The organism is Aeromicrobium sp., assembly GCF_036676885.1.
GTDB lineage: Bacteria > Actinomycetota > Actinomycetes > Propionibacteriales > Nocardioidaceae > Aeromicrobium.
Genome location: NZ_JAKFCB010000279.1, coordinates 1 through 22,200, shown reverse-complemented (window position 1 = coordinate 22,200; position 22,200 = coordinate 1). Strand labels below are relative to the sequence as shown.

Annotated in this window: 25 protein-coding genes and 2 tRNA genes; 14 read left to right on the top strand and 13 right to left on the bottom strand. The window is 69.8% G+C overall.

Going from position 1 to position 22,200, the window contains the following annotated elements; all coding sequences use genetic code 11:
- Positions 1-252: MMPL family transporter (locus V6M46_RS12660; RefSeq protein WP_332665610.1), on the top strand; the 252-nt coding region annotated here is incomplete at its 5' end.
- Between the two features lie 384 nt (positions 253-636).
- Here V6M46_RS12660 and V6M46_RS12655 read toward each other — a convergent pair.
- Together V6M46_RS12655 and V6M46_RS12650 are read right to left on the bottom strand one after the other, a co-directional pair.
- Complete coding sequence (locus V6M46_RS12655) at positions 637-1,284, bottom strand: response regulator transcription factor (protein ID WP_332665607.1); 648 nt, start codon at positions 1,282-1,284, stop codon at positions 637-639.
- Positions 1,236-2,552: a sensor histidine kinase gene (locus V6M46_RS12650; protein ID WP_332665605.1), complete on the bottom strand. Its 1,317-nt coding sequence runs from the start codon at positions 2,550-2,552 to the stop codon at positions 1,236-1,238. The genes V6M46_RS12655 and V6M46_RS12650 overlap by 49 nt, the downstream gene beginning before the upstream one ends.
- A gap of 181 nt (positions 2,553-2,733) precedes the next feature.
- On the opposite strand from V6M46_RS12650, the gene V6M46_RS12645 reads away from it, so the two are divergent.
- The gene (locus tag V6M46_RS12645; protein WP_332665604.1) at positions 2,734-4,893 is read left to right on the top strand and encodes an MMPL family transporter; all 2,160 of its coding nucleotides are present in this window, start codon (positions 2,734-2,736) and stop codon (positions 4,891-4,893) included.
- A 69-nt stretch (positions 4,894-4,962) separates the two neighbouring features.
- On the opposite strand, the gene V6M46_RS12640 is transcribed toward V6M46_RS12645, so the two are convergent.
- The 6 genes from V6M46_RS12640 to V6M46_RS12615 all read right to left on the bottom strand — a co-directional run bounded on the left by V6M46_RS12640 (position 4,963) and on the right by V6M46_RS12615 (position 9,107).
- Entirely contained in the window at positions 4,963-5,868 is a 906-nt protein-coding gene (locus V6M46_RS12640) for an ABC transporter substrate-binding protein (protein WP_332665601.1), read from the bottom strand.
- 33 nt (positions 5,869-5,901) lie between these two features.
- On the bottom strand, positions 5,902-6,579 hold the full coding sequence (locus V6M46_RS12635) for an ABC transporter permease (RefSeq protein ID WP_332665598.1): 678 nt from the start codon (positions 6,577-6,579) through the stop codon (positions 5,902-5,904).
- Positions 6,576-7,232, bottom strand: a complete 657-nt coding sequence (locus V6M46_RS12630) for an ABC transporter permease (RefSeq protein ID WP_332665595.1) — start codon at positions 7,230-7,232, stop codon at positions 6,576-6,578. Before V6M46_RS12630 ends, V6M46_RS12635 begins: the two co-directional genes overlap by 4 nt.
- Before the next feature lie 31 nt (positions 7,233-7,263).
- Positions 7,264-8,079 (bottom strand): ABC transporter ATP-binding protein, encoded by an 816-nt coding sequence (locus V6M46_RS12625; RefSeq protein ID WP_332665592.1) that lies wholly within the window; start codon positions 8,077-8,079, stop codon positions 7,264-7,266.
- A gap of 105 nt (positions 8,080-8,184) precedes the next feature.
- On the bottom strand, positions 8,185-8,598 hold the full coding sequence (locus tag V6M46_RS12620; protein ID WP_332665590.1) for a rhodanese-like domain-containing protein: 414 nt from the start codon (positions 8,596-8,598) through the stop codon (positions 8,185-8,187).
- A complete protein-coding gene (locus V6M46_RS12615) occupies positions 8,595-9,107 on the bottom strand; it encodes a cysteine dioxygenase (RefSeq protein WP_332665587.1) in 513 nt (170 codons plus the stop codon). The genes V6M46_RS12620 and V6M46_RS12615 overlap by 4 nt, the downstream gene beginning before the upstream one ends.
- Positions 9,108-9,247: 140 nt before the next feature.
- Here V6M46_RS12615 and V6M46_RS12610 point away from each other — a divergent pair, with 140 nt between their 5' ends.
- The 9 genes from V6M46_RS12610 to V6M46_RS12570 all read left to right on the top strand — a co-directional run bounded on the left by V6M46_RS12610 (position 9,248) and on the right by V6M46_RS12570 (position 13,823).
- Positions 9,248-9,568, top strand: coding sequence for a hypothetical protein (locus V6M46_RS12610; RefSeq protein ID WP_332665585.1), 321 nt, complete (start codon positions 9,248-9,250; stop codon positions 9,566-9,568).
- A gap of 65 nt (positions 9,569-9,633) precedes the next feature.
- Positions 9,634-9,710, top strand: a tRNA-Asp gene (locus V6M46_RS12605).
- 109 nt (positions 9,711-9,819) lie between these two features.
- Positions 9,820-9,896 (top strand) — tRNA-Phe (locus V6M46_RS12600).
- A 50-nt stretch (positions 9,897-9,946) separates the two neighbouring features.
- Positions 9,947-10,402, top strand: a complete 456-nt coding sequence (locus V6M46_RS12595) for an MSMEG_6728 family protein (protein ID WP_332665583.1) — start codon at positions 9,947-9,949, stop codon at positions 10,400-10,402.
- Positions 10,403-10,426: 24 nt separating this feature from the next.
- On the top strand, positions 10,427-10,804 hold the full coding sequence (locus tag V6M46_RS12590; RefSeq protein WP_332665580.1) for a VOC family protein: 378 nt from the start codon (positions 10,427-10,429) through the stop codon (positions 10,802-10,804).
- 23 nt (positions 10,805-10,827) lie between these two features.
- Positions 10,828-11,583 (top strand): SDR family oxidoreductase, encoded by a 756-nt coding sequence (locus V6M46_RS12585; protein WP_332665577.1) that lies wholly within the window; start codon positions 10,828-10,830, stop codon positions 11,581-11,583.
- Positions 11,580-12,779 (top strand): alanine racemase, encoded by a 1,200-nt coding sequence (locus tag V6M46_RS12580; protein ID WP_332665575.1) that lies wholly within the window; start codon positions 11,580-11,582, stop codon positions 12,777-12,779. The genes V6M46_RS12585 and V6M46_RS12580 overlap by 4 nt, the downstream gene beginning before the upstream one ends.
- A 43-nt stretch (positions 12,780-12,822) precedes the next feature.
- Positions 12,823-13,608, top strand: a complete 786-nt coding sequence (locus V6M46_RS12575) for a hypothetical protein (RefSeq protein ID WP_332665573.1) — start codon at positions 12,823-12,825, stop codon at positions 13,606-13,608.
- A complete protein-coding gene (locus V6M46_RS12570) occupies positions 13,605-13,823 on the top strand; it encodes a hypothetical protein (protein WP_332665570.1) in 219 nt (72 codons plus the stop codon). The genes V6M46_RS12575 and V6M46_RS12570 overlap by 4 nt, the downstream gene beginning before the upstream one ends.
- On the opposite strand, the gene V6M46_RS12565 is transcribed toward V6M46_RS12570, so the two are convergent.
- Both V6M46_RS12565 and V6M46_RS12560 read right to left on the bottom strand, forming a co-directional pair.
- On the bottom strand, positions 13,792-14,373 hold the full coding sequence (locus V6M46_RS12565; RefSeq protein WP_332665567.1) for a hypothetical protein: 582 nt from the start codon (positions 14,371-14,373) through the stop codon (positions 13,792-13,794). The genes V6M46_RS12570 and V6M46_RS12565 overlap by 32 nt on opposite strands.
- Positions 14,370-15,266 carry a sterol desaturase family protein gene (locus tag V6M46_RS12560; RefSeq protein WP_332665564.1) on the bottom strand — a complete coding sequence of 299 codons (897 nt, stop codon included), beginning with the start codon at positions 15,264-15,266 and terminating at the stop codon, positions 14,370-14,372. The genes V6M46_RS12565 and V6M46_RS12560 overlap by 4 nt, the downstream gene beginning before the upstream one ends.
- Before the next feature lie 69 nt (positions 15,267-15,335).
- Between V6M46_RS12560 and V6M46_RS12555 the strand changes: the two genes are divergently transcribed.
- From V6M46_RS12555 to V6M46_RS12545, 3 genes are read left to right on the top strand one after another with little or no spacing between them, the layout of a single operon-like run.
- The gene (locus V6M46_RS12555) at positions 15,336-15,950 is read left to right on the top strand and encodes a TetR/AcrR family transcriptional regulator (RefSeq protein WP_332665561.1); all 615 of its coding nucleotides are present in this window, start codon (positions 15,336-15,338) and stop codon (positions 15,948-15,950) included.
- On the top strand, positions 15,947-16,804 hold the full coding sequence (locus V6M46_RS12550; RefSeq protein ID WP_332665558.1) for an SDR family NAD(P)-dependent oxidoreductase: 858 nt from the start codon (positions 15,947-15,949) through the stop codon (positions 16,802-16,804). The genes V6M46_RS12555 and V6M46_RS12550 overlap by 4 nt, the downstream gene beginning before the upstream one ends.
- Positions 16,805-16,851: 47 nt before the next feature.
- The gene (locus V6M46_RS12545) at positions 16,852-17,382 is read left to right on the top strand and encodes a PGPGW domain-containing protein (RefSeq protein ID WP_332665555.1); all 531 of its coding nucleotides are present in this window, start codon (positions 16,852-16,854) and stop codon (positions 17,380-17,382) included.
- Positions 17,383-17,407: 25 nt separating this feature from the next.
- Here V6M46_RS12545 and V6M46_RS12540 read toward each other — a convergent pair whose 3' ends face one another.
- The 3 genes from V6M46_RS12540 to V6M46_RS12530 all read right to left on the bottom strand — a co-directional run.
- Positions 17,408-19,957, bottom strand: coding sequence for an AMP-binding protein (locus V6M46_RS12540; RefSeq protein WP_332665552.1), 2,550 nt, complete (start codon positions 19,955-19,957; stop codon positions 17,408-17,410).
- A complete protein-coding gene (locus tag V6M46_RS12535; protein WP_332665549.1) occupies positions 19,954-20,991 on the bottom strand; it encodes an ABC transporter ATP-binding protein in 1,038 nt (345 codons plus the stop codon). Before V6M46_RS12535 ends, V6M46_RS12540 begins: the two co-directional genes overlap by 4 nt.
- Positions 20,988-22,200 (bottom strand): ABC transporter permease (locus tag V6M46_RS12530; RefSeq protein ID WP_332665547.1); only part of this gene is annotated, 1,213 nt, incomplete at its 5' end. The genes V6M46_RS12535 and V6M46_RS12530, both read right to left, overlap by 4 nt.

Below are 22,200 nucleotides of genomic sequence, written 5' to 3'. Positions count from 1 at the left end.
GCGGCGCTGCTGTTCGCGATCGCCCTCGGCGCATTCGCGACGTCGGAGATCATCTTCATCAAGGAGCTGGGCATCGGCACGGCGCTCGCAGTGCTGATCGACGCGACGATCGTCCGGGCGATGCTCGTGCCGTCGCTGATGGCGCTGCTGGGCAAGCGCAACTGGTGGGCCCCGCGGCCGCTCCGCAGGCTGCACGACCGGATCGGGATCAGCGAAGGCGATCCCGCCGACCTCGAACGCGTCGACGCCTAGCCACCCATGCCGGGCGGGCTCCGCTCTCCACCCTCCGGAGAGCGGGGTCCGTCCCCCTCTCTCCGGCGCGGGGCGGTGACTTAGCGTCCACCGTCCTGACGGAAGCGGTGAGTTGGCGTCCACCGTCCTGACGGAGCGGTGAGTTGGCGCCCACCGTCCTGACGGAAGCGGTGAGTTGGCGTCCACTTCACCCCTGATCCTGGACGCCAGGTCACCGCTCAACACTGAACGTGGACGCTAAGTCACCGCTCAACACTGAACGTGGACGCTAAGTCACCGCTCAACGCTGAAGGTGGACGCTAAGTCACCGCTCAACACTGAACCTGGACGCCAGGTCACCGCTCAACGCTGAAGGTGGACGCTGAGTCACCGCCCCGGCAGGGGTCAGGCCTGGAGGTAGGCGATCACGGCGAGCACGCGGCGGTTGTTGCTGTCGTCGTCGGCGTCGAGGTCGAGCTTCATGAAGATGTTGCTGGTGTGCTTGCTGATCGCCTTCTCCGTCACCAAGAGCGCGGCAGCGATCGCGGCGTTGGAGCGGCCCTCCGCCATGAGGCCCAGCACCTCGCGCTCGCGATCGGTCAGCCGCGCGATGGGGCTGTCGGGCTGCGCCCGCGCGATGAGCGTCGAGACGACCTCGGGGTCGAGCACCGTGCCGCCACCGGCGACCGTACGCACCGCATCGACGAACGTCGTGACGTCGGCGACGCGGTCCTTGAGCAGGTAGCCGACCGCACCGTCGCCGCTGCCCAGGAGCTCGCGGGCGTACAGCTGCTCGACGTACTGCGACAGCACCAGCACCGGGAACCCCGGCCGCTCGGCCCGGGCGGCGATCGCGGCGCGCAGGCCCTCGTCGGTGAACGTCGGCGGCATGCGTACGTCCACGACCGCGATGTCGACCGCCTCGGAACGGAGCACCTCGGCGAGCTTGTCGGCATCGTCCACCGCCGCCACGACCTCGAAGTCGTACGCCTCGAGGAGCCGCGTCAGGCCGTCCCGGAGGAGGGCGAGATCTTCGGCGATGACAACGCGCACGGAACCTCCAGGGTGACCACGGTCGGCCCCCCGACGGGACTGACCACGTCCATCGTGCCGTCAAACGCCGCCAGGCGTCTCGCGACCCCGGCAAGTCCCGTGCCCGCGGCGAGCGACGCTCCGCCCCTGCCGTCGTCCTCGACGACGACCTTGAGCGCCTCGCCGTCGTGCGTGACCTCGATGACGGCTCGCGTCGCCTCGGCGTGCTTGCCGATGTTGGCGAGCAGCTCGCTGGTCGCGAAGTAGACCGCCGACTCGACAGGGGCCGCGGGCCTGCCGGTCAGGTTGATCATCACCGACACCGGAAGCGGCATGTCGAGCGCCAGTGCCTGGATCGCGCCGGCGAGCCCGCGATCGGCCAGCACCGGCGGATGGATCCCGCGTACGACCGAGCGCAGGTCACCCAGCGCCGACGTCGTCACGGCGCGGGCCTCCGCCAGCATCGCGGCGGCACCCTCGGGATCCCTGGCCAGCATCTCCTCCGCCATGCCGAGGTTCATGCCGAGGGCCACGAGCCGGGCCTGCGCTCCGTCGTGCAGGTCGCGCTCGATGCGCCGCAGCTCGGCGGCGGAGTGGTCGATCGTCTCCGCGCGGGACTGCGAGACCTCTGCGACCCGGCGCTCGAGGAACTCGCGCGTCGGCGACAGCATCGCCCGGTCGAGCTCGGCACGCCACCGCATGAGCACCGGCAGCAGCCACCACCAGAGGCTGAACGCCACCAGCAGCCACGCCCACTCGTAGAACGCCTCGGCCTGGGTGTCGAGCCGGAAGATGCCGTAGCTCATGTCGAACGTGCCGGCCGGCGTGACCCAGTAGACGAACGGGAAGACGAGGTACCAGACCACCGCGAGGCCCAGGCCGAACGAGATCCAGGCGAGCGCCCAGCCGACCGTCACCGACATGTACGTCCACGCGAAGTCCCGCCAGCGAGCCGGATCCGCGACCCAGCGCCTGAGCAGGCCGAGGCCGGACACCGACGTGGTCGGGAGGTAGGGGCGCTGGATGTGGATGCCGAGGATGCGGCCGGCGAGCCGGCGGTGCACGTTCGCCAGTTGCTGGTTGAGCGGCACGAAGAGCAGGAGCAGGACGAGCCCGACACCGACGATCGCGACGCCGAGCGCCGTCGTGAGGACACAGAGGAGCACGAGCGCAGGGACCGCCAGCAAGACGTACGCGACCGACAGGGCGCTGAGCTTCAGCCGGCGCGACAGACCGGCGACGAAGGACTCCCCCTCGAACGGCGAGGCGGCGGGGGCGGTGGCGCTCATGACGGGGGCTCCGAATCGTGTGGGTTGATCCCTCAATCCTTGCGCATCGGCAGGCCCCGGGCAGTGGACTCAGGCCTACTTCCGATCGGGGTTCCAGCACCATGTCGGCGCGACTCGCGATTCACGAGGCTGGTTGTCACGTTCCATTCCAGACCAGTCACATCGAAAGAAGGACAACACCATGTCTTCGACATCTCCCACCGTCAGGGTCGCTCGCTGGAGCGCGACTCACCCGTGGCGCGCGATCGGCCTCTGGGTCGCGTTCGTCGTCTCCGCCATCGCCCTCATGTCGACCGTCCAGACCAAGCAGGTTGCGGACGAGGACTTCCGCGTCGCCGAGTCCGGGCGCGCCGAGGCCATGATCGACAAGGCCGGGCTCGCCGCGAGCCCGACCGAGTCGGTCCTCATCACCGCCCCCAAGGGCGCCCTCGACCCCGCGAAGGCCGAGGCGGCTGCCACGCAGCTCGCCGAGGCCGCAGCCGACGTCAAGGGCGTCGCCGACGTCGGACCACCGATCTGGTCGGAGAAACGCGATGCGTTGCTCGTGCCGATCACGATGGCCGGCGATGAAGACGCCGCCGCGGACCACGTGGACGCGCTCATCGACACCACCGCCAAGGTCCAGAAGGCCAATCCGTCGCTCGACGTCGAGCAGGCCGGTGAGGCCTCGCTCGATGCCGGCATCAACGACAAGGTCGGCGAGGACCTGGCATCCGCCGAGTCGATGAGCCTGCCGATCACGTTCCTGATCCTGCTCGTCGCGTTCGGGGCGTTCATCGCGGCCGGCATCCCGGTGCTGCTGGCGATCTCGTCGGTGATCACGGGCCTGGGCCTGTACGCCCCGATCTCGTACCTCGTGCCTGATTCCGGCACGGTCGCCAACGTCGTGCTGCTGATCGGCATGGCGGTCGGCGTCGACTACTCGCTGTTCTACCTCAAGCGCGAGCGCGAGGAGCGTATGCGCGGACGGTCCACGGTCGACGCGATCGAGATCGCCGCGGCGACGTCAGGTCGGGCCGTCGTGGTCTCCGGGTTCGCCGTCGTGGTCTCGATGTCGGGCCTGTTCATCACGCGCGAGCCCGTCTTCAGCGCCCTCGCCGTCGGCTCGATCCTCGTGGTCGTCGTCGCCGTGATCGGCTCGCTGACGGTGCTCCCCGCGCTGCTGGCCAAGCTCGGCCGCTGGGTCGACCGCCCCCGCATCCCGCTGCTGTGGCGCCTCAACCGCCGCATCGGCAGCGGCGGCATCAGCGGTCGCCTGATCCGCCCGGTCATCCGCAAGCCCATGGCCGCGGCTGTCATCTCCGGCGGCGTGCTGGTGGCTCTCGCGGTCCCCGCGCTCGGCATGAACATGCACCAGGGCACGATCGACACCCTGCCGCAGGACATCCCGGCGGTGCAGGCGTACCAGCGGATGCAGCAGAGCTTCCCGTCGGAGCGCCCCGGCATCGACGTCCTCGTCCACACCGGCAAGGGCAGCACGGATGCGGCCCGCTCGGCGCTCGAGGCGGTCCGGTCCGACGCCGTCGGGTCGGGGATCGCCACGGCGCCCGACGACGCCATCACGGTGTCGCAGGACGGTCGTACGGTGCAGCTGGCGATGCACGCGGCGCACCCCGAGGGCGACGCCCGCAACGACGCCGCGATCGAGCAACTGCGCGACACGATCGTCCCCCGCGCGACCGACTCGCTCGACGCCACCGAGAGCGCGGTCGGTGGCACGGTCGCGGAGAACTACGACTACGAGAACCAGCCGTCGACGCTGCCGTGGGTCATCGCTTTCGTGCTGATCCTGACGCTCGTCATGATGGGGTGGACGTTCCGCAGCCTGACGATCGCGATGCTGACGACCGTGCTCAACCTGCTGTCGGTCGGCGCCGCGTTCGGTGTCCTGACGCTGGTCTTCCAGCACGACTGGTTCAACGGCCTGCTCGACTACGAGTCGTCCGGATTCGTCGTCGACTGGATCCCGCTGTTCTGCTTCGTGGTCCTGGTCGGCCTGTCGATGGACTACCACGTGTTCGTCCTCAGCCGGGTCCGTGAGGGCCTCCGACAGGGCCTGCCGTACGACCGGGCGGTCGAGTTCGGGATCCGCGAGACGGCCAGCGTCGTCACCAGCGCGGCGGCCGTGATGGTCTCGGTGTTCGCGGTCTTCGCGACGCTGAGCATGCTCGAGATGAAGCAGATGGGCATCGGCCTGTCCGTGGCCATCTTGATCGACGCGACGCTCGTACGCCTGGTGCTGCTGCCCGCGCTGCTGCTGAAGCTGCGCGGACGGCTCGAGCGGCTCGGCGACGTCAAGAGCATCGAGGACGAGTACGCCCCGAAGCCCGCGCTCGTCTAGGCGTGACCGAAGAATCGAGGTTTGTCCGGCCAGGACCGGACAAACCTCGATTCTTGCGTCACCCTGGGGTCAGATCAGGCCCTTGTCGGTCAGCCACTCCTTGGCCAGGTCGGCCGGCTTGGCCTTGTCAGGACCCTGGTTCTTGCCGTTGAGATCCAGCAGGTCCTGCGTCGTCAGCTCAGCCGAGACGGCGTCGAGGACGTCCTCGACCTTGTCGGACGCCTTCTTCTCGGCGATCAGCGGAACGACATTCTGGGCCGCGATCAGGTTCTCCGGGTCCTCCAGGGTCACCAGGTTGTTCTCCACGATCGACGGCGTGGTCGAGTAGATGTCGGCCACGTCGATGTCACCGTCGAGCAGCGCCTTGAGCGTCTTGGGCCCGCCCCCGTCACTGATCGCCGTGAACTTGATGCCCGTGATGCCGTAGATCTTCTCGAGGCCCGGGATGCCGTAGGCACGGGTGCGGAACTCCGGGTTGGCGCCGAGCTTGAGGCCGTCGATGTCCTTGAGGTCGGCGATCGTCTTGACACCGTTCTTCTCGGCGAACTCCTGTGTGACGTTGAGCGAGTCCTTGTCCTCGGCCGCGGCCACCTCCAGCACCTCGAGCGTCTCGGGCAAGGCGTCGTCCAGCGCGGCCTCGATCTCCTCCGGCGAGGTCGCCGTGGCGTCCTTGTCGAGGAATGACAGCAGGTTGCCGGTGTACTCCGGCAACAGGTCGATCTCGCCGCTCTCGAGCGCCGGGATGTAGACCTCGCGGGCGCCGATGTTGAGCTTCTTCTTGACCTTGACGCCCTTGGCCTCGAGAGCCTGGGCGTAGATCTCGGCGATGATCTCGTTCTCGGGGAACGCTGCGGATCCGATCGTGATGGTGTCCGAGGCGGACTTCTCACCGTCGGCCGGATCGCCGCCGCACGCGGCGAGGAACAGACCGAGCGAGGCGGCGGTCGCTGCCGCGGCGAGTCGGGTCATCTTCATGGGGTTTCTCCTTGTGGTGGGGTCATGGAAGGTTCAGGAACGTGAAGGCTGGACAGCGGGATGGCCGTGGATCGCGACGCGTTGGACCGCGACGAACAGCGCGTCGAGCAGCAGCGCCAGCGCGATCACGAGGAGCGATCCGGCGATGACCTGGGGAGTGTCACGGACCGCCAGGCCGTCGATCAGGAAGCGGCCGAGGCCTCCGGGGCCCACGTACGCCGCGACGGTTGCCGTCGCCACGACCTGCAGGGTCGCCGAGCGCAGGCCGCCCACGATGATCGGGAGCGCGAGCGGGACCTCGACCTTGGTCAGGATCTGCCACTCGGTCATGCCCATGGCGCGGGCCGCGTCGATCGTCTGCCGCTCGACCGACTCCAGCCCGGAGTATGCGCCGGCCAGCAGCGGAGGCACCGCCAGGACGACGAGGGCCACGACCGTCGCGGTGAGGTTGACCCCCGTGAAGAGGCCGAGATAGGTCACGACGCCCAGGGTCGGCAGAGCACGGAGCGCGCCGGAGAAGACCACCGCCAGCCCCCGCAACCGACCCGTGTGCCCGATCCACAGGCCGATCGGGATGGCCAGCGCCGCGGCGATCGCGACCGTCACGGCCGTGTAGCCGAGGTGCTGGACGATGCGATTCGGCACGCCGTAGTCGCCGGACCAGTTGGCCGGATCGGTGAACCAGTCAATCGTCTCGGACGCCACGCTCATGCCGCCACCCCCGACGGGCGGGTCACGCGCGACCAGGGCATCAGCAACCGGCCGGCCACGACCAGCAGGCCGTCCAGCACCAGAGCGATGACGACGATGGCCAGGACCCCGGTGAAGATCTCCGAGTCGTAGCCGCGCTGGAAGCCGTTGGTGAACAGCGAGCCGAGGTTGCTGACGCCGATGAGCGCACCGACGCTGACCAGGCTCACGGTGCTGACCGACACGACCCGCAGGCCCGCCAGCAGCACCGGACCGGCCAGGGGCAGCTCGACGGAGAGCGCACGCCCGGCCGGCGCGTAGCCGTTGGCGGTCGCGGCGTCGAGCACCGCGTCGGAGACCGAGGAGAACGCGTCGGTGGCGGACCGGATCATGATCGCGACGGCGTACATCGTCAGGGCGATGACGACGTTGATCGGATCGAGGTACTGCGTGCCGATCACGGCCGGCAGCACCGCGAACAGGGCGATCGACGGGATCGTGTAGAGGATGCTCCCCAGGCTCAGCAGCACGCCGCGCAGGCGGCGGTGCCGGCTGGCGTACCAGCCGATCGGCAGGGCGATCGCGAAGCCCAGCACGATCGGGATGAGGCTGAGCCACAGGTGACGCACGGACAGGTCGATCACCTGGCCCCAGTTGTCGAACAGGTAGCTCATGTCACGGTCTCCGTCGTTCGCCGGCGCTCGCTCACGGGGCCAGCACTCCGGCCGCCTTGCCCGACTCGTCCACCACGATCGACGTGCCGTCGTCACGCTTCTCGATGTGCAGCGACCGCTTGCCGCGATCGAGGCCCACGAAGCTGCGGACGAACTCGTCAGCCGGCTCGGCGAGGATGTCGGCCGGTGAGCCGACCTGGGCGACCTCGGCACCCTTCTTGAGGATCACGACCTGGTCGCCGAGCAGGAACGCCTCGTCGATGTCGTGGGTGACGAACACGATGGTCTTGTCGAGCTCGCGCTGCAGGCGCAACAGCTCGGCCTGCAGCTCCTCGCGCACGATCGGGTCGACGGCGCCGAACGGCTCGTCCATCAGCAAGATGTTGGGGTCGGTCACCAGGCCACGGGCGACACCGACGCGCTGCTGCTGGCCGCCGGACAGCTGGCTGGGATAGCGATTGGCCAGCGAGCTGTCGAGGCCGACGGTCTCGAGCACCGCGTGGGCGCGCTCGCGGGTCTCCTTCTTGCTGACCCCGTTGAGCCGAAGAACCGTGCCGACGTTGTCGATCACCGTGCGGTGCGGGAGCAGGCCCGCCGCCTGCATGACGTAGCCGATGCTGCGGCGCAGCTCGACGGGGTTGCGCGTCGCCACGTCGACATCGTCGATCAGGACCTGGCCATGTGTCGGGTCGACCATGCGGTTGACCATGCGCAGCAGCGTCGTCTTGCCGCATCCAGAGGACCCGACGAACACGGTCGTCGTGTGGGAAGGGAGCTGGAGGCTGAAGTCCCCGACCGCCTCGGTGCCATCTGCGAACGTCTTGCCGATGGAGCGGTACTCGATCATGCGGTCCTCCGCGTTTCGCGATAGGTAGGCATTGAACTGGGAATATGAGCTTCGGACAGTCTGGCGTGAACCCCGACGGGCAGCAATCCAATCGTGGCGCTCATCTCATGACGATGTGGTGACGCCGACCGGTGACGGACCGGCGACGACCGGCAGGCCGGCCGCACGCCACGCGTGGATCCCGCCGACGAGGTCGCTGGCCTGGAGGCCCAGCGACACGAGCGACGAAGCCGCGAGAGATGACGTGTAGCCCTCGGTGCACACCACAATCCACTCCTGTCCGTCGCTCGCCTGCGGCAGGCTCGCACCCGAGGCGGGGTGCAGGCGCCACTCCAGATGATTGCGCTCGACTATGACAGAACCGGGAATCTCCCCATCTGATTCCCGCTGCCACCCAGGTCGGATGTCGACGATCAGCGCTCCGGCGGCGACCCTGTCGCACGCCTGGCGCGGATCGAGCCGCTCGAGCGAGCTCCGCGCGGCGGCCAGCAGGTCGTCCACGGAGGCGTACGTCGTCACGATGCCTCCCGGAGCGAGGGCATCTCGGCCTCCGGATCGTCGGTCCACACCGAGGCGAGCCTCGTGAGCTGGTGGCCGTCGACGTCGTAGTAGTTCATCAGCGACAGCGGCGGCGAGTACGCGTGCACGCTCACGGCTGTCTCGGCCCGGAGGTTGCGCACGTCGTGGACGTAGTGCTCGCCGAAGAGGACCGCGTCGCCCGAACGGCGAACCGTCTCGGCCAGTACCTCGGCGCCGGGTGTCCACACGGCCTCGCTGAGCTCACCGCTGACGACCGTGAACGAGCCCGAGGACCCACCGTGGTCGTGCAGCTGCGTGCCCTGATCCGTGGTCCAGCTGATGAGCCACACGTCGACCTGATCGTCGCACCGGATCCTCACATGCCATCGGCTCTCCTCGTCGGCGTCGACCTCGTAGAGGCCGGCGCGTACGTCCTCGGCGACCGTGCTCGTCAGGGCGGCGAGCTCGGCCAGCGACAGGGGTGAAGGGGTCGTGGGGCGAGCAGTCATGACCCCATACAAACCTCGATTCCCGGCCCGGCCAGCCGTGCTCAACCTCTGGACACCGGTGGCTGAAGGCTTTCGGATGCGCTACGACGACCCGGGGTTACGCTGGTGGAGAGTGCCCCCGGGCACGCCAGGAGGACACCATGAAGTGGCTCGTCATCATCGCCATCCTGATCGTGATCGGCGCGGCCATGGTCTGGCTGCGCATGGTCCGCGAAGGTCACGACACCACCGGATCGCACGAACAGCATCGCCGCGACGACTCCGTGATGCCGCCAGCCTCGCCGGGCCTGCGCCTCGACACGCCGCCGTCCACGACACCGGCCGACCGCACCGCGGAGAGCGGTCCTGAGGTGGTCGAGGAGCCCGATTCCGGCCCCGACATCGGGCCCGGGACGGTTCCCCCCGATGAGCCAGGGCCCCGGGATGATCTGCCGCCCTCGCAGACGCGTCCGCAGGCCTGACCCGTTTTGTTTGCGGGGCCGCCCGTACGTTACAGTTGCGTGCGCGGTTCACCCGCGTACAGCAAGGCCCCGTGGCGCAGTTGGTTAGCGCGCCGCCCTGTCACGGCGGAGGTCGCCGGTTCGAGTCCGGTCGGGGTCGCCAGCTGAACGAGACCCACACATCTGAGTCCAGGTGTGTGGGTTTTTCGTTCTCCCGATTTCAACCGCACCGGGGCCGTGCGATAAGGTGATCGTCGCTCGTTCGCGGGCACGGCCAGGTAGCTCAGTTGGTACGAGCATCCGCCTGAAAAGCGGAGGGTCGCCGGTTCGACCCCGGCCCTGGCCACCAGCTCCACGACATGCCGCTTCGATCGACAGGCGGCGGGTAACCCCCTCCACGTGCAGACCTTCCTCCCCTACGCCGACTTCGCCCGCTCGGCCGAGGTGCTGGATCGCACCAGGCTCGGCAAGCAGCGCGTCGAGGCGATCCAGATCGTCCGGGCCCTCACGATTCCGACGTACGGCTGGCGGCACCACCCTGCCGCGCTGATGTGGCGCGGCCACCTCGAGGCACTCGGCGCCTACAGCTTCGCGATCATCGGCGAGTGGACGCGTCAGGGATACGCCGACACCTGCGCCGCGACGATCGCCGCCGATCTCGCGGAGGCAGGGGTGAGCGACGTACGCACGCAGTCCGAGCTGTCCGCGGCCGGGGCGCTGCCGTCGTGGCTCGGAAACGAGGAGTTCCACCGAAGCCATCAGTCGTCCCTCGTCCGGAAGGATCCCGAGCACTACGGCCGGTTCTTCCCAGGGGTGCCGGATGACCTCCCGTATGTCTGGCCACTCCCGGAGTGACTCGATCGGGCCTACGCTCGACACATGAGCCGCATCGTCCAGGTCGCGCAGCACGCCGACGACCTCGACCGCGCCGCGGCGTTCTACGAGCAGCTCCTCGGCCAACCGCCGACTGCGAGGTTCGACCCACCCGGCCTGCTGTTCTTCACCCTCGGCGACAGCCGGCTGCTGCTCGAGCAGGCAGCACCGTCCGCCACGATCTACCTCGAGGTCGACGATGTACGCGCGTCGATCGAGGACCTGCGCGCCCGCGACGTGCCGATCGAGGGTGAGCCGCACGTGATCTTCCAGCACACCAACGACAGCCTCGGCCCAGCCGGCACCGACGAGTGGATGGCGTTCATCCGCGACTCCGAGGGCAACCTCGTGGGCCTGGTCAGCCACAGCCTGACTGAGCGCTGAGGCGCCAGCCCTAGTCTGAAGGTATGGACCTCGGACTGCGTGACCACGTCTACCTTCTCACCGGTGCCTCCAAGGGCCTGGGGCTCGCCACGGCACAGGCGCTCGTCGATGACGGCGCGAAGGTCGTGATCTCGTCACGCTCTCAGGACTCCGTCGACCGCGCGGTCGCCGCACTCGGCCCGCTGGCGACCGGTGTCGCCGTCGACAACGCCGATCCGGCCGCACCCCAGCAGCTCATCAGCGCGGCCCGCGACACGTTCGGACGGCTCGACGGCGCCCTGATCAGCGTCGGAGGGCCGCCCGCCGGCGCGATCCTCGAGCGTACGGAGGAGGAGTGGCGATCGTCGTTCGAGGACGTGTTCCTCGGGGCGATCCGGCTCGCCGTCACGGTGGCCGAGGAGCTCGGCGACGGAGGCTCGATCGCGTTCGTCCTGTCGACGTCGGTCAAGACCCCGATCGAGGGCCTCGGCATCTCCAACGGCCTGCGCCCCGGCCTCGCCATGGCGGCCAAGAACCTGGCCGACGAGCTCGGACCGCGCGGCATACGCGTCAACGGCCTGCTGCCCGGCAAGATCGACACCGAGCGCGTCCGCCAGATCGACGCGCTCTCCGACGACGCGGAGGCCACCCGCGCCGCGGCCGAGCAGTCTCTCCCGCTGCGGCGCTACGGCAGGCCCGAGGAGTTCGGCCGGGCCGCGGCGTTCCTGCTGTCGCCGGCGGCCAGCTTCGTGACCGGGGTCATGCTCCCGGTCGACGGCGGCCTGTCGCGGAGCCTATGAGCTCGTCGAAGGGACTGGCGAGTCCCGGCGCTGATGCTCTGCGCGACCTGGACTATCCCGCGCTGGTCCTCCACGAGGACGCCCTCGAGTCCAACCTGACGGCGATGGCCGACTGGTGCGCCGAGGTGGGCGTCCTGCACGCCCCGCATGCCAAGACCTCGCTGTCTCCGCAGATCGTCGAGCGGCACCTGCGGCACGGAGCGTGGGCGATGACCGCGGCAACGCCTGCCCAGGTCCGCGGCCTGCACCGCCTCGGCACCGCCCGCATCCTGCTGGCCAATGTGCTCGTCGACGTGACAGCGATCCGCTGGGTCGCCGAGCACCTGCTCAGCCGCACCGAGCCGGGGGCCGGCTTCTGGTGCTACGTCGACAGCATCGCCGGCGCCGAGGCACTCGAACACGGCCTGGCCGGATCGGCCCAGCCTCTCGATGTGCTCCTGGAGGTCGGCTACGCCGGCGGGCGCACCGGCACACGGACGATCGACGAGTCCGTACGCCTCGCCGAGCACGTCGCGGGATCGCAGCACCTGCGCCTCGCCGGGGTCGCGGGTTACGAAGGGCTGATGCCGAGCCTCGGCCACGACGTCCCCCCGGGCATCGACGCCTATCTCGCCGACTTCAGGAGCACCGTCGTGCTGCTGCACGAGCGCGGCCTTCTCGATCCCGCAGCGGTGCCGATCGTCACGGCCGGCGGGAGCTCGTACTTCGACCTGGTCGTGGACGCCCTCGGACCTCACGCGTTCGACTTCCCGGTACGTACGGTGCTGCGCAGCGGCTGCTACGCGACGCACGACCACGGCACCTACCGGCGTACGTCGCCATGGGACGGGCGCGGCCCCGGCGCGCCTCGGCTGCGGCCGGCGTTCGAGCTGCTCGCCAGCGTCTGGTCGCGACCCGAGCCGACCCGGGCGATCGCCGGCTTCGGCCGACGCGACGTGCCGATCGACGACCAGCTTCCCGTGGTCCTCGGGCGCTACGGACCCACCCGGCAGCGCGAAGCCCTCGACGGCGTCACGGTCGAGAAGCTCAACGACCAGCACGCGTTCCTGACCGTGCCGGCCGACCTGCGCATCGCGCCGGGCGAGCTGCTGAGCCTCGGCATCAGCCACCCCTGCGGGGCGTTCGACCGCTGGCCGTCCATCCCCCTGGTCGACGCCGACCACACGGTGCTGGGCACGATCACGACCGACCTGTAGCCCCGGCCTTCGCGACTTGGTACAAACGAGCTAGGAGACCCAGATGGACGGTACGACAGCGGCACTGGTCAGCGCGGTGTTCGTCGCCTCCCTCGTCGAGTTCGTGGAGGCGTTCACGATCGTCCTCGCGATGGGCGTCACGCGCAGCTGGAAGTCCGCGATCGCCGGGACCGTCACTGCGCTGGTCGCCCTCACGGCCTTCACCGCCGTGCTCGGTCTCGCGATCAGCACGTGGCTCTCCGAGTCGTTGCTGCAGCTCACGATCGGCACGCTGCTGCTGATCTTCGGCCTCCAGTGGCTGCGCAAGGCCTGCCTGCGGGCGTCCGGCTTCAAGGCGATGCACGACGAGGAGGCGGAGTTCGCCGAGCAGGCCCAGGCAGCCCGCGAGGCGGATCGCACGACGTACGCCGGCATCGACCTGTTCGCGTTCATGGTGTCGTTCAAGGGCGTGTTCCTCGAGGGCGTCGAGGTCGTCTTCATCGTCGTCACGTTCGGCCTCTCGGCCGACGCGCTCGGCATGGCGATCGGCGGCGCGGTCGTCGCCGGCGTCATCGTGGTCGCCCTCGGCATCGCGCTGCGCAAGCCGCTCGCCCAGGTTCCCGAGAACACCCTCAAGTACGGCGTCGGGGTCATGCTCGCGGCGTTCGGCACCTACTGGGCGCTCGAGGGCGTCGGGTACTTCCGCGCCGACGAGGAGAGCCTCTCGTGGCCCGGCGGCAAGCTCGCCCTGATCGCACTGGTCGCCGGCTGGTTCCTCGTGACCCGCATCGTCATCGCGGGCCTCGGCCGGGCTCGCACCTCGACCGCGATCCCGACGGAGGCAGCATGAAGCTCCTCAAGGCCTTCGGCCTCTTCTGGTACGACTTCGTCATCGGCGACGACTGGAAGGTCGCGGCGTACGTCGTCGTGGCCCTCGTGATCACCGGCGCCCTCACGGTCAACGGCGTGCTCGGCGACGGGGCGACCGTCATCCTCGGCGCCGTGCTGACGATGATCTTCTTCGCGATCGGCGTCAGGTATGACGCACGGAGGTCGCGTTCGTAGCCACCCTCGAGCGTACGAGCGCGACGACGTCGGCCGCGACCAGCGCGCCATGGAGGTAGAGCGGGAACAGCCACCAGGGCACGCCCAGCAGATCGGGCGCGAGGTAGTCGAACTCACCGGCCGCGGACAGTGCCGACTCGGCCAGCACCCCGCCGACCGCGATCGCGACGGCGGCCGCGACCGCGACCGCCCGCTCACCCCGCACCGCGACGCGTACGGCCCACGCGATCAGCAGCACCAGGGCGTAGGCGCCGGCCAGATCCGGGTCCAGCAGCCCCGAGACGAGGTACGCCGCCGTCACCAGCACGAGACTTATGACGGGTCGCCGAGCACCGGTCACCGGCAGCGCCTGCGGCTGGACCCGGCGGCTGGCGCCCAGCATCAGGACACCGGCGAGGAAGAATGTCAGCGGGACGATGACCGTCTGGCCCGCGACCTGGGGCTCCCAGAAGTAGACCAGCGTTTCGGTGCGCACGTGGAACAGCTGGTCGCACGCCGTGAGGAAGACCGCGAACAGCCCGGCGGCGACGACCAGCTGCCGGTCGGTCACGCCGACTGCGTCTGCCGCGGCTGCTCGACCTCGGTCCGCTTCTCACCCGGATGCCAACCGGGCGGCATGAAGACGTAGCCGAGCTTCTCGCGCCAGTTCCTGGCGTTGTGGACGTCGCGGAACAGCTCGGCGAACGGACCGTACTGGAGCCGGAACACGTTGTAGGTCTCGACCGGCACCGTGAGCCCGTACGTCGGACGGAACAGCTCCTTCTGGAACGTGCCGAACATGCGGTCCCAGATGATCAGCATCCCGGCGTAGTTCTTGTCGAGGTACTCCGGATCGCTGCCGTGGTGCACCCGGTGGTGCGACGGCGTGTTGAAGACGAACTCGATGGGCCGCCACATCGTGCCGACGCGCTCGGTGTGGACGAAGAACTGGTAGATCAGGTTGACCGAGAACGCGACGTACAGCGTCCACGGCTCGAAGCCGAGGAACGGGAACGGGAGCCAGAACAGCGCCTCGGCCCACGGGTTCCACTTCTGCCGCAGGGCGGTCGAGAAGTTGAAGTACTCGCTCGAGTGGTGCGCCTGGTGCGCCGCCCAGCCGATGCGGACCCGGTGCACGAAGCGGTGCTGCAGGTAGAACGCGAGGTCGAGGCCCAGGATCAGCGCCGCCCACGACCACCAGGTGTCGTCCGGGAGGTGCCACGGCGCGAGGTGGACGCTGACCGCGACGAACAACACGAGGGTGCCGAGCTTGAACACCGCGCTCGACACGACCGACCCCAGCCCCATGATCAGGCTGGTCCGCGCGTCCTTGCGCTCGTAGCCGCGCATCTCCTCATCGGTCTCGAGGAACCTGAACGCCGCGAGCTCGATCAGCAGCGACATGATGAAGAACGGCGCCGCAACGAGCGTCGGGTTCTTCAGGGGGTCGAAAAACTCCTGCATGACTCCTCCAGACTGATATGACCTTTGGGTAAGTTACCACGCAATCACATCACCCGCTAGACTGCGACCGTGGTCAGACCCAACGCCGGCACCAAGGGCGTCCCCCGCCTGGACCGGGAGACGCAGATCCTCGACATCGCCTCCCAGCAGTTCGGCACGCACGGATTCGCCGCGACGTCGGTGGCCGCGATCGCCGACCAGGCCGGCATCTCCAAGCCGCTGATCTACAACTACTTCGGCTCCAAGGAAGGGCTCTACGAAGCGTGCCTCGACCGCGGCGGCGCCCTGCTCGCCGACGAGATCGAGCGCATCGCCCGCGGCGACGCCGTCGGCATCGAGCGCGGCATGGCAACCCTCGCCGGGATGTTCACCCTGCTGGAGCCCCAGCCCTACCTCTGGCGACTGTTCTTCGACCCGACCGCGCCGTCGACCGGCCCGATCGCCGACTCGATCGCCCTGTACGCCGAACGCATCGGCAAGCTCGCCGACGAGGGCGTCACCGAGCTCATGGGCCTGGCCGGCAACGACGACCCGCTCGACATCTCCGCCATGACAGCGGTGTGGCTCGGCATCGTCGACTCGCTGATGAACTGGTGGATGGAGCACCCCGACGAGAGCGCCGAGCAGATGATGCAGCGCTGCATGCGGCTCCTGACCGCGCTGTTCGGCGGCGACACCGAGTGAAGTGGTTCCTGAGGAGCGTGCCCGGCGAGCGCAGCGAGCCGGGCTCGCGTCTCGAAGGGCTGTCGGGCCAGACCGTCGTCATCACGGGCGCCTCCAGCGGCATCGGCGCCGAGGCGGCACGCAAGGTGGCCCGCCTCGGGGCGACGGTGTGCCTGCTCGCCCGGCGCGAGGACGAGCTCCAGGCCGTACGCGCCGCGATCGAGGCTGAGGGCGGCATGGCGTACGCCTACGCCGTGGACCTCTCCGACGCCGAGGCGGCCGCAGACGTCGCTGCCAGGCTGCTCGCCGAGCACCCCCGGGTCGACACCCTGGTCAACAATGCCGGCCGGTCGATCCGCCGCCCGGTCAAGGAGTCGCTCGACCGGGTGCACGACTACGAGCGCACGATGGCGATCAACTACTTCGGCGCCGTGCGCCTGACCCTCGCGCTGCTCCCGCGATTCCTCGAACAGGGCCACGGACACGTCGTGATCTCGTCGACCATGTCGACGCAGGTGCCGATCCCGCTGTTCTCGGCCTACCTCGCGAGCAAGGCCGCCCTGGAGTCGTTCACCCGCTCACTCACCGCCGAGCTGGGGCACGACGGCATCACCTCGACGACGGTCTACTTCCCGATGGTGCGCACCGAGATGTCGGGAGCGACGCCGATCTACCAGGCCATGCCGATGCTGAGCGCCGACAAGGCCGCCAACTGGCTCGTCAAGGCCATTGTCGACAAACCGACTCGGGTCACGAGCCTGCCCGGCGCCATGGGCGAGCTCGGCATGGCGGCACTGCCCGGTGTCGTCACCAAGATCTCACAACCCCTTTTTCGGCGCATGGACAAGTCGCTCGCCAAGCGCGCCCGGGACTAGCGCAGCGCCGACGGCCGATCGATCCCGGCCGGTCGCCGGATGCGAGGATGAGGCATGGACACCTCGCCGGCGGGCACCCGATGACCGACGACAAGCCGGAGCGCCGACGGTCGACGAAGGCGGTTCGCCGCCTGGTGCTCGAGATCGTCGGTTGGGTTCTCCTGCTCGCGGGCCTGGCCGCGCTATTCCTGCCCGGCCCCGGCCTCCTCCTGATGGTCGCCGGCCTCGCTGTCCTCGCTGAGCAGTACGAATGGGCCGAGCGCCGGCTGGAGCCGGTCAAGGTCATGGCCTACAAGGCCGCCGCCGACGGCGTGCAGACCTGGCCCCGCATCATCGCCAGCTGCTCCGGCGCGATCGCGCTCGGCGCGATCGGCGTCTACTGGGGCGTACGACCGGACGCGCCCGACTGGTGGCCGCTGCGCGAGAGCTGGTGGCTGATCGGCGGATGGGGCACCGGCGCGACCCTGATCCTGTCGGCGGTCATCGCCCTGGGCTTCATCGTCTACAGCTTCCGGACGTTCCGCGGCATCCCGGACCCCGAGGGCGCTGCCGAGCGTGCCGCCCGCGAAGACGACTGACAGCCGAGCAAGAGCCTGGGCGTGTCTAGACGCGCTCGAGCACCGCGACCGTGCGTCGCGGTAGCGGAGCGCGACTCCTGGCGGGCACCCACCTGACCAGCGCGAGTCGCGCCGCGATCGTCACCACGACCTGCCGGTAGGCCAGCCCCACGACCAGCGAGCTCAGCACCGCGAGGATCGGGACCTTCATCTCCAGGTGCGGGTAGACCTGCCAGTGCGTCAGGTAGATGTAGAGCGACGCGGCGGCCAGCGATCCGACGACCCGGGCGACCAGACGCGGCACCGGGACGGCGGCGATCCACACCAGCAGCAGCATGCCTCCGGCGACGACGGCTTCGCGCTGCGGGTCACCGAAGAATCCGGCGACACCCCCGACCGCGACGGCTGAGGCGGCGAGGCGCTGCCAGGGCGTACGCGCGGCGGCGACGAGCCAGCCGAGCGCGAAGCACCACAGCACGATCGATGGCGTGTAGCGCTCGGTCGGCCCGGCCTCGACGCCCACCAGGGCATACCGGGTGGCGAGCGCGACCAGGGTGAACGCCAGCGCGAAGCCGAACGGATGGCGCCGCCACGAACGGTGCAGGATCGGCAGCGAGAGCAGTCCGAGCGCCACGACCTGGGTCCAGAGGACTGCTTCGAGGAACCAGAACTGCCACTGATCGGTCCACGAGTCGCTGCCGAGCGCGCCGTTGAGCAGCAGCACGGTGCTGAGGTCGTACGTCCGCAGCACGACCGCGACCGCGCCGATCCAGATGACGCTGGGGATCACCAGGTGCGCCAGGGATCGCAGCCCGAGCCGGGCTCGGACGCGCGCCGACTCGCCGGACAGCTGGAAGCGTACGAAGTTGTAGCCGCACACCGCGAGCAGCAGGTGGGCGCCGCCGGGGATCACGAACAGGTTGGCGTGGGTGCCCAGCACCAGCATGATCGCGAGTGCCCGCAGGAGGATGGACATCTCGAGCCGCACGCCCATCCCTCGCCGGCGGCCGGGGGCCGACACGAGCTCACGGATGGGCCGGGTGTGCCAGTCACCCGGGAGGTCGAGCCGCAGCGCGGACAGCCGGACCGACAGCTCGACGTACGACAGCGAGTCGCCGCCGAGGCTCGCGAAGCTGTCGTCGGCCGTGGCACCCGGCCGGCCGAGCAGCTGGGCGTAGAGGTCGCGAACCCGCTCGACGCTGACCTGGTTGTCGGGCTCGGCGGGCTCGTCGCGGGAGGCGTCGGTCATCACGGCGTGCCGCTCCAGGGCCGGGTAGTCGGTCTTGCCGGACGCGTTGCGCGGCACCCAGCGGAGCCGGGTGACGCTGACGGCGTGCGCGGGCAGCCCGGCCGTGCGGGCGACGAGACCGTGCAGGTCCGCGGCGTCCTGGTGCCAGTCGATGAAGACGTGCAGCCGGTCACCCGTCGAGACGCACCGGGCCGCGCCACCGTGACGCGCCACGACCGCCTCGAGGTCGTCGAGGTCGATCCGCACGCCGTACGCCTTGGCGAACCTGCTGCGCCGGCCGACCCACTCGAGCAGTCCGTCGTCGTCGCGACGCACCAGGTCGCCCGTGCGCAGCTCGCTGACGTCGCGGCCGCGAGCCAGGTCTGCCGCGCTCGAGGCGTAGCCCATCATGACGTTGTCGCCCCGGTAGACCAGCTCGCCGACGCCGGGCCGCTGCTCCCCGGCGACGGGGTCGATCTGGAACGAGCCTCCGGGTATCGGCACGCCCAGGGCATGCGGGTGCGACTCGGCGAGCTTCGGCGGCAGGTACGCCATCCGGGCCGTGGCCTCGGTCTGCCCGTACATCGCGATGAAGTCCCAACCGCGCTCGCGGCCGAGTCGCGCATATCCGGCGACCCGCTCAGGAGCGAGGCGTCCGCCGGCCTGCGTGACGTAGCGGAGCGACGGCAGCTCACGCTCGGCGAAGCCGCTCGAGTCGAGCAGGTCGAACGTGTAGGGGACGCCGGCGAACGACGTCACCTGCTCCCGATCGGCGAGGTCCCACAGGCACGGGTCGAGCACCGACCAGTCGGTGACGACGACGCCGGCGCCGGCGATCAGATGGCTGTGGATGACCGAGAGGCCGTAGCAGTAGTGCATCGGCAGCGTCGTGATCGCGCGGTCGGCTGCCGTCAGGCCCAGATAGCCCGCGATGGCACCGGCATTGCTCAGCACGTTGTCGCGCGACAGGCGTACGAGCTTGGGTGAGCCGGTGGACCCGGAGGTCGTCATCAGCAGCGCGAGGTCGGGGTGCAGGTCGTGGCGGGTCCCCTCGTGCCGCTCCACGAAGCCGCCCGCGACCGCGTCGAACACGAGGTCAGGGTCGTACGCGTCGATCAGCGACTCGAAGACCGCCGGGCTGTCGCCGGGCACGAGCAGCACGACGTGCCCGTTGGCGATCGCCGACACGTATGCGGCGAGGGTCTCGAGCGTGTTGGCCCCCGGCACCAGCACGAGTCGCCGCTCGTCCTGCCACGGCATCGACTCGATGCGGTCGGCGAGCTCCGCGTACGTCAGCGAGTCGTCCGCTGCGATCAGCGCAGGTCGAGAGCCCCACCGGCGCAGGTCGGCGAACGGCACCGGGCTCACCGCGCACCTGCCACGACGGCAACCGGCCCGCCGATCGACACGGACAGCAGGTCGTCGATCTCCGGCACGGCCGCACCCGGCACCCTGACCTGCAGCGTGAGCTCCTGGTCGATCAGCACGAGCTCGACGGTCGCGTCGTGGCCGAAGAAGCTGACGTGCACGACCCGCGCGGGCGCGCCGTCGGCAGGATCCGGCGAGAGCACGAGGTGCTCCGGGCGGATCATGAGGCGGCAGGCACCCTGCGGACCGCCCGCCGGCACCGTGACCTTGCCCAGGGCGCACGATGCGAGGTCGCCCGAGACGTCGGCATCCAGCGTCACGACCGCGCCGACGAACGCCGCGACGGCGGGGGTCGCGGGTGACCGGTAGAGGTCGGCAGGGCTCGCGACCTGAGCGACGCGGCCACCCTGCAGCACAGCGACCTGGTCGGCCAGCGCCAGCGCCTCGCCCTGGTCATGCGTCACGAGCACTGCGGTCGCACCAGCTGCGCGGAGCGCGTGGGCGACTGCCTGCCCCGTCTCGAGCCGGAGGCCGGCGTCCAACGACGAGAACGGCTCGTCGAGCAGCACGATGTCGGGGCGTGGCGCGAGGGCGCGGGCGAGCGCGACACGTTGCTGCTGGCCTCCGGACAGCTCGTGCGGGAAGCGGCTGCGCAGAGCCGCCGGCAGGTCGACGAGGGCGAGCATCGTGTTGACGTCGAAGCCGCGGCGGGCCGCACCGCGTATGCCGAAGGCGATGTTGGCGGCGACGTCGAGGTGCGGGAAGAGCGCCCCCTCCTGGGGGACGTAGCCCACGCCGCGCCGCTGCGGCGGGACACCGCGACCGTCGCGGACGAGCGTACGGCCACCGAATGACACGCTTCCGGCGTCCGGGTCGAGGAAGCCCGCGATGATCCGGAGCAGGGTCGTCTTGCCGCCGCCGGACGGCCCGAGGACCGCCAGGATCGCGCCCGCCTCGACGTCGATCGAGACGTCGTCCAGCACCAGAAGGTCGCCGAAGTACTTCGTCAGCCCGGCGATCTCGAGTCCGCTCATGCGGGCACCAACCCATCTCGTCGACGACTCAGGAAGTAGGTCGCGGGCAGCGAGATCACGACCATGATCACGGCGTAGGGCGCTGCCGCACCGTAGGCGACCGCGGAGGAGCTCGACCAGAACTGCGTCGCGAGGGTCGTCGTGCCGATCGGCGACAGCAGCAACGTCGCGGTCAGCTCGGTCGCCACGGCGAGGAAGACCAGCGCCGCACCGGCACCGACACCGGGGGCGATCAGCGGCAGCGTGACCCGGCGAGCCGTCTCGGCCGGGCTGAGGCCGAGGCCGTGCGCGACATCCTCGAAGACCGGCGGCGCCTGCTCGACAGCGGCACGCACCGCGACCAGCGCGCGAGGCAGGAACATGATGGCGTAGGCGGCGATCAACAGCGCGTACGTCTGGTAGAGCGGCTGGGCATAACGGATCGAGACCGTCACGAGGGCCAGCGCGACCACGATGCCGGGCAGTGCGCTGGCGATGTACGCGCTGCGCTCGATGCCCGTGGTCGACGCGCTGCGGAAGCGCACCGCGAGCCAGGCGATCGGGATCGACAGGGCGACCGTCAGCAACGCCGCGGCGAGCCCCAGCGCCACGGACGTGCCCGCCGCCGAGGCGATCTCGCCGACCGGGAACGCCGTCGAGCTGCCGACGACCATCCAGTGCGTGAGGCTGTAGAGCGGAACCCCGAGCGAGGCCGCGGTGAGCAGCAGCATCAGCGCCAGGACCGGCACCGTGAGCTTGCCGAGGCGGTGCCGGGAGACCGCCCGGACCGCTCCGCTGCCCACCCGGGCGAGGCGTCGATCCGTCCGCAGCCGCAGGTCGGCCAGCAGCAGGAGCAGGCAGCACAGCACCAGCACGGCCGCGAGGACGTTGGCGCCGGCGCTGTTGAAGGACGAGCGGTACTGGTCGTAGATCGCGGTCGTGAACGTCGGGAAGCGCAGCATCTGCAACGCCCCGAACTCCGCGAGCAGGTGCAGCCCGACCAGCAGCGCACCGCCGATCATCGCCGGGCGCAGTTGCGGCAGGACGACCCGGACGAAGGTGCCGAGCCGGCCGTGGCCCTGCGACTGCGCGACCTCCTCGAGCGCCGGGTCGAGCCCGCGCAGCGATGCCACGGTCGGGAGGTAGACGAGCGGGAAGTACGACATCGTCACGATCACGAGCGCGCCGGCATACCCCTCGACGTCCGGCGTCAGCGAGGCCCAGCCGTAG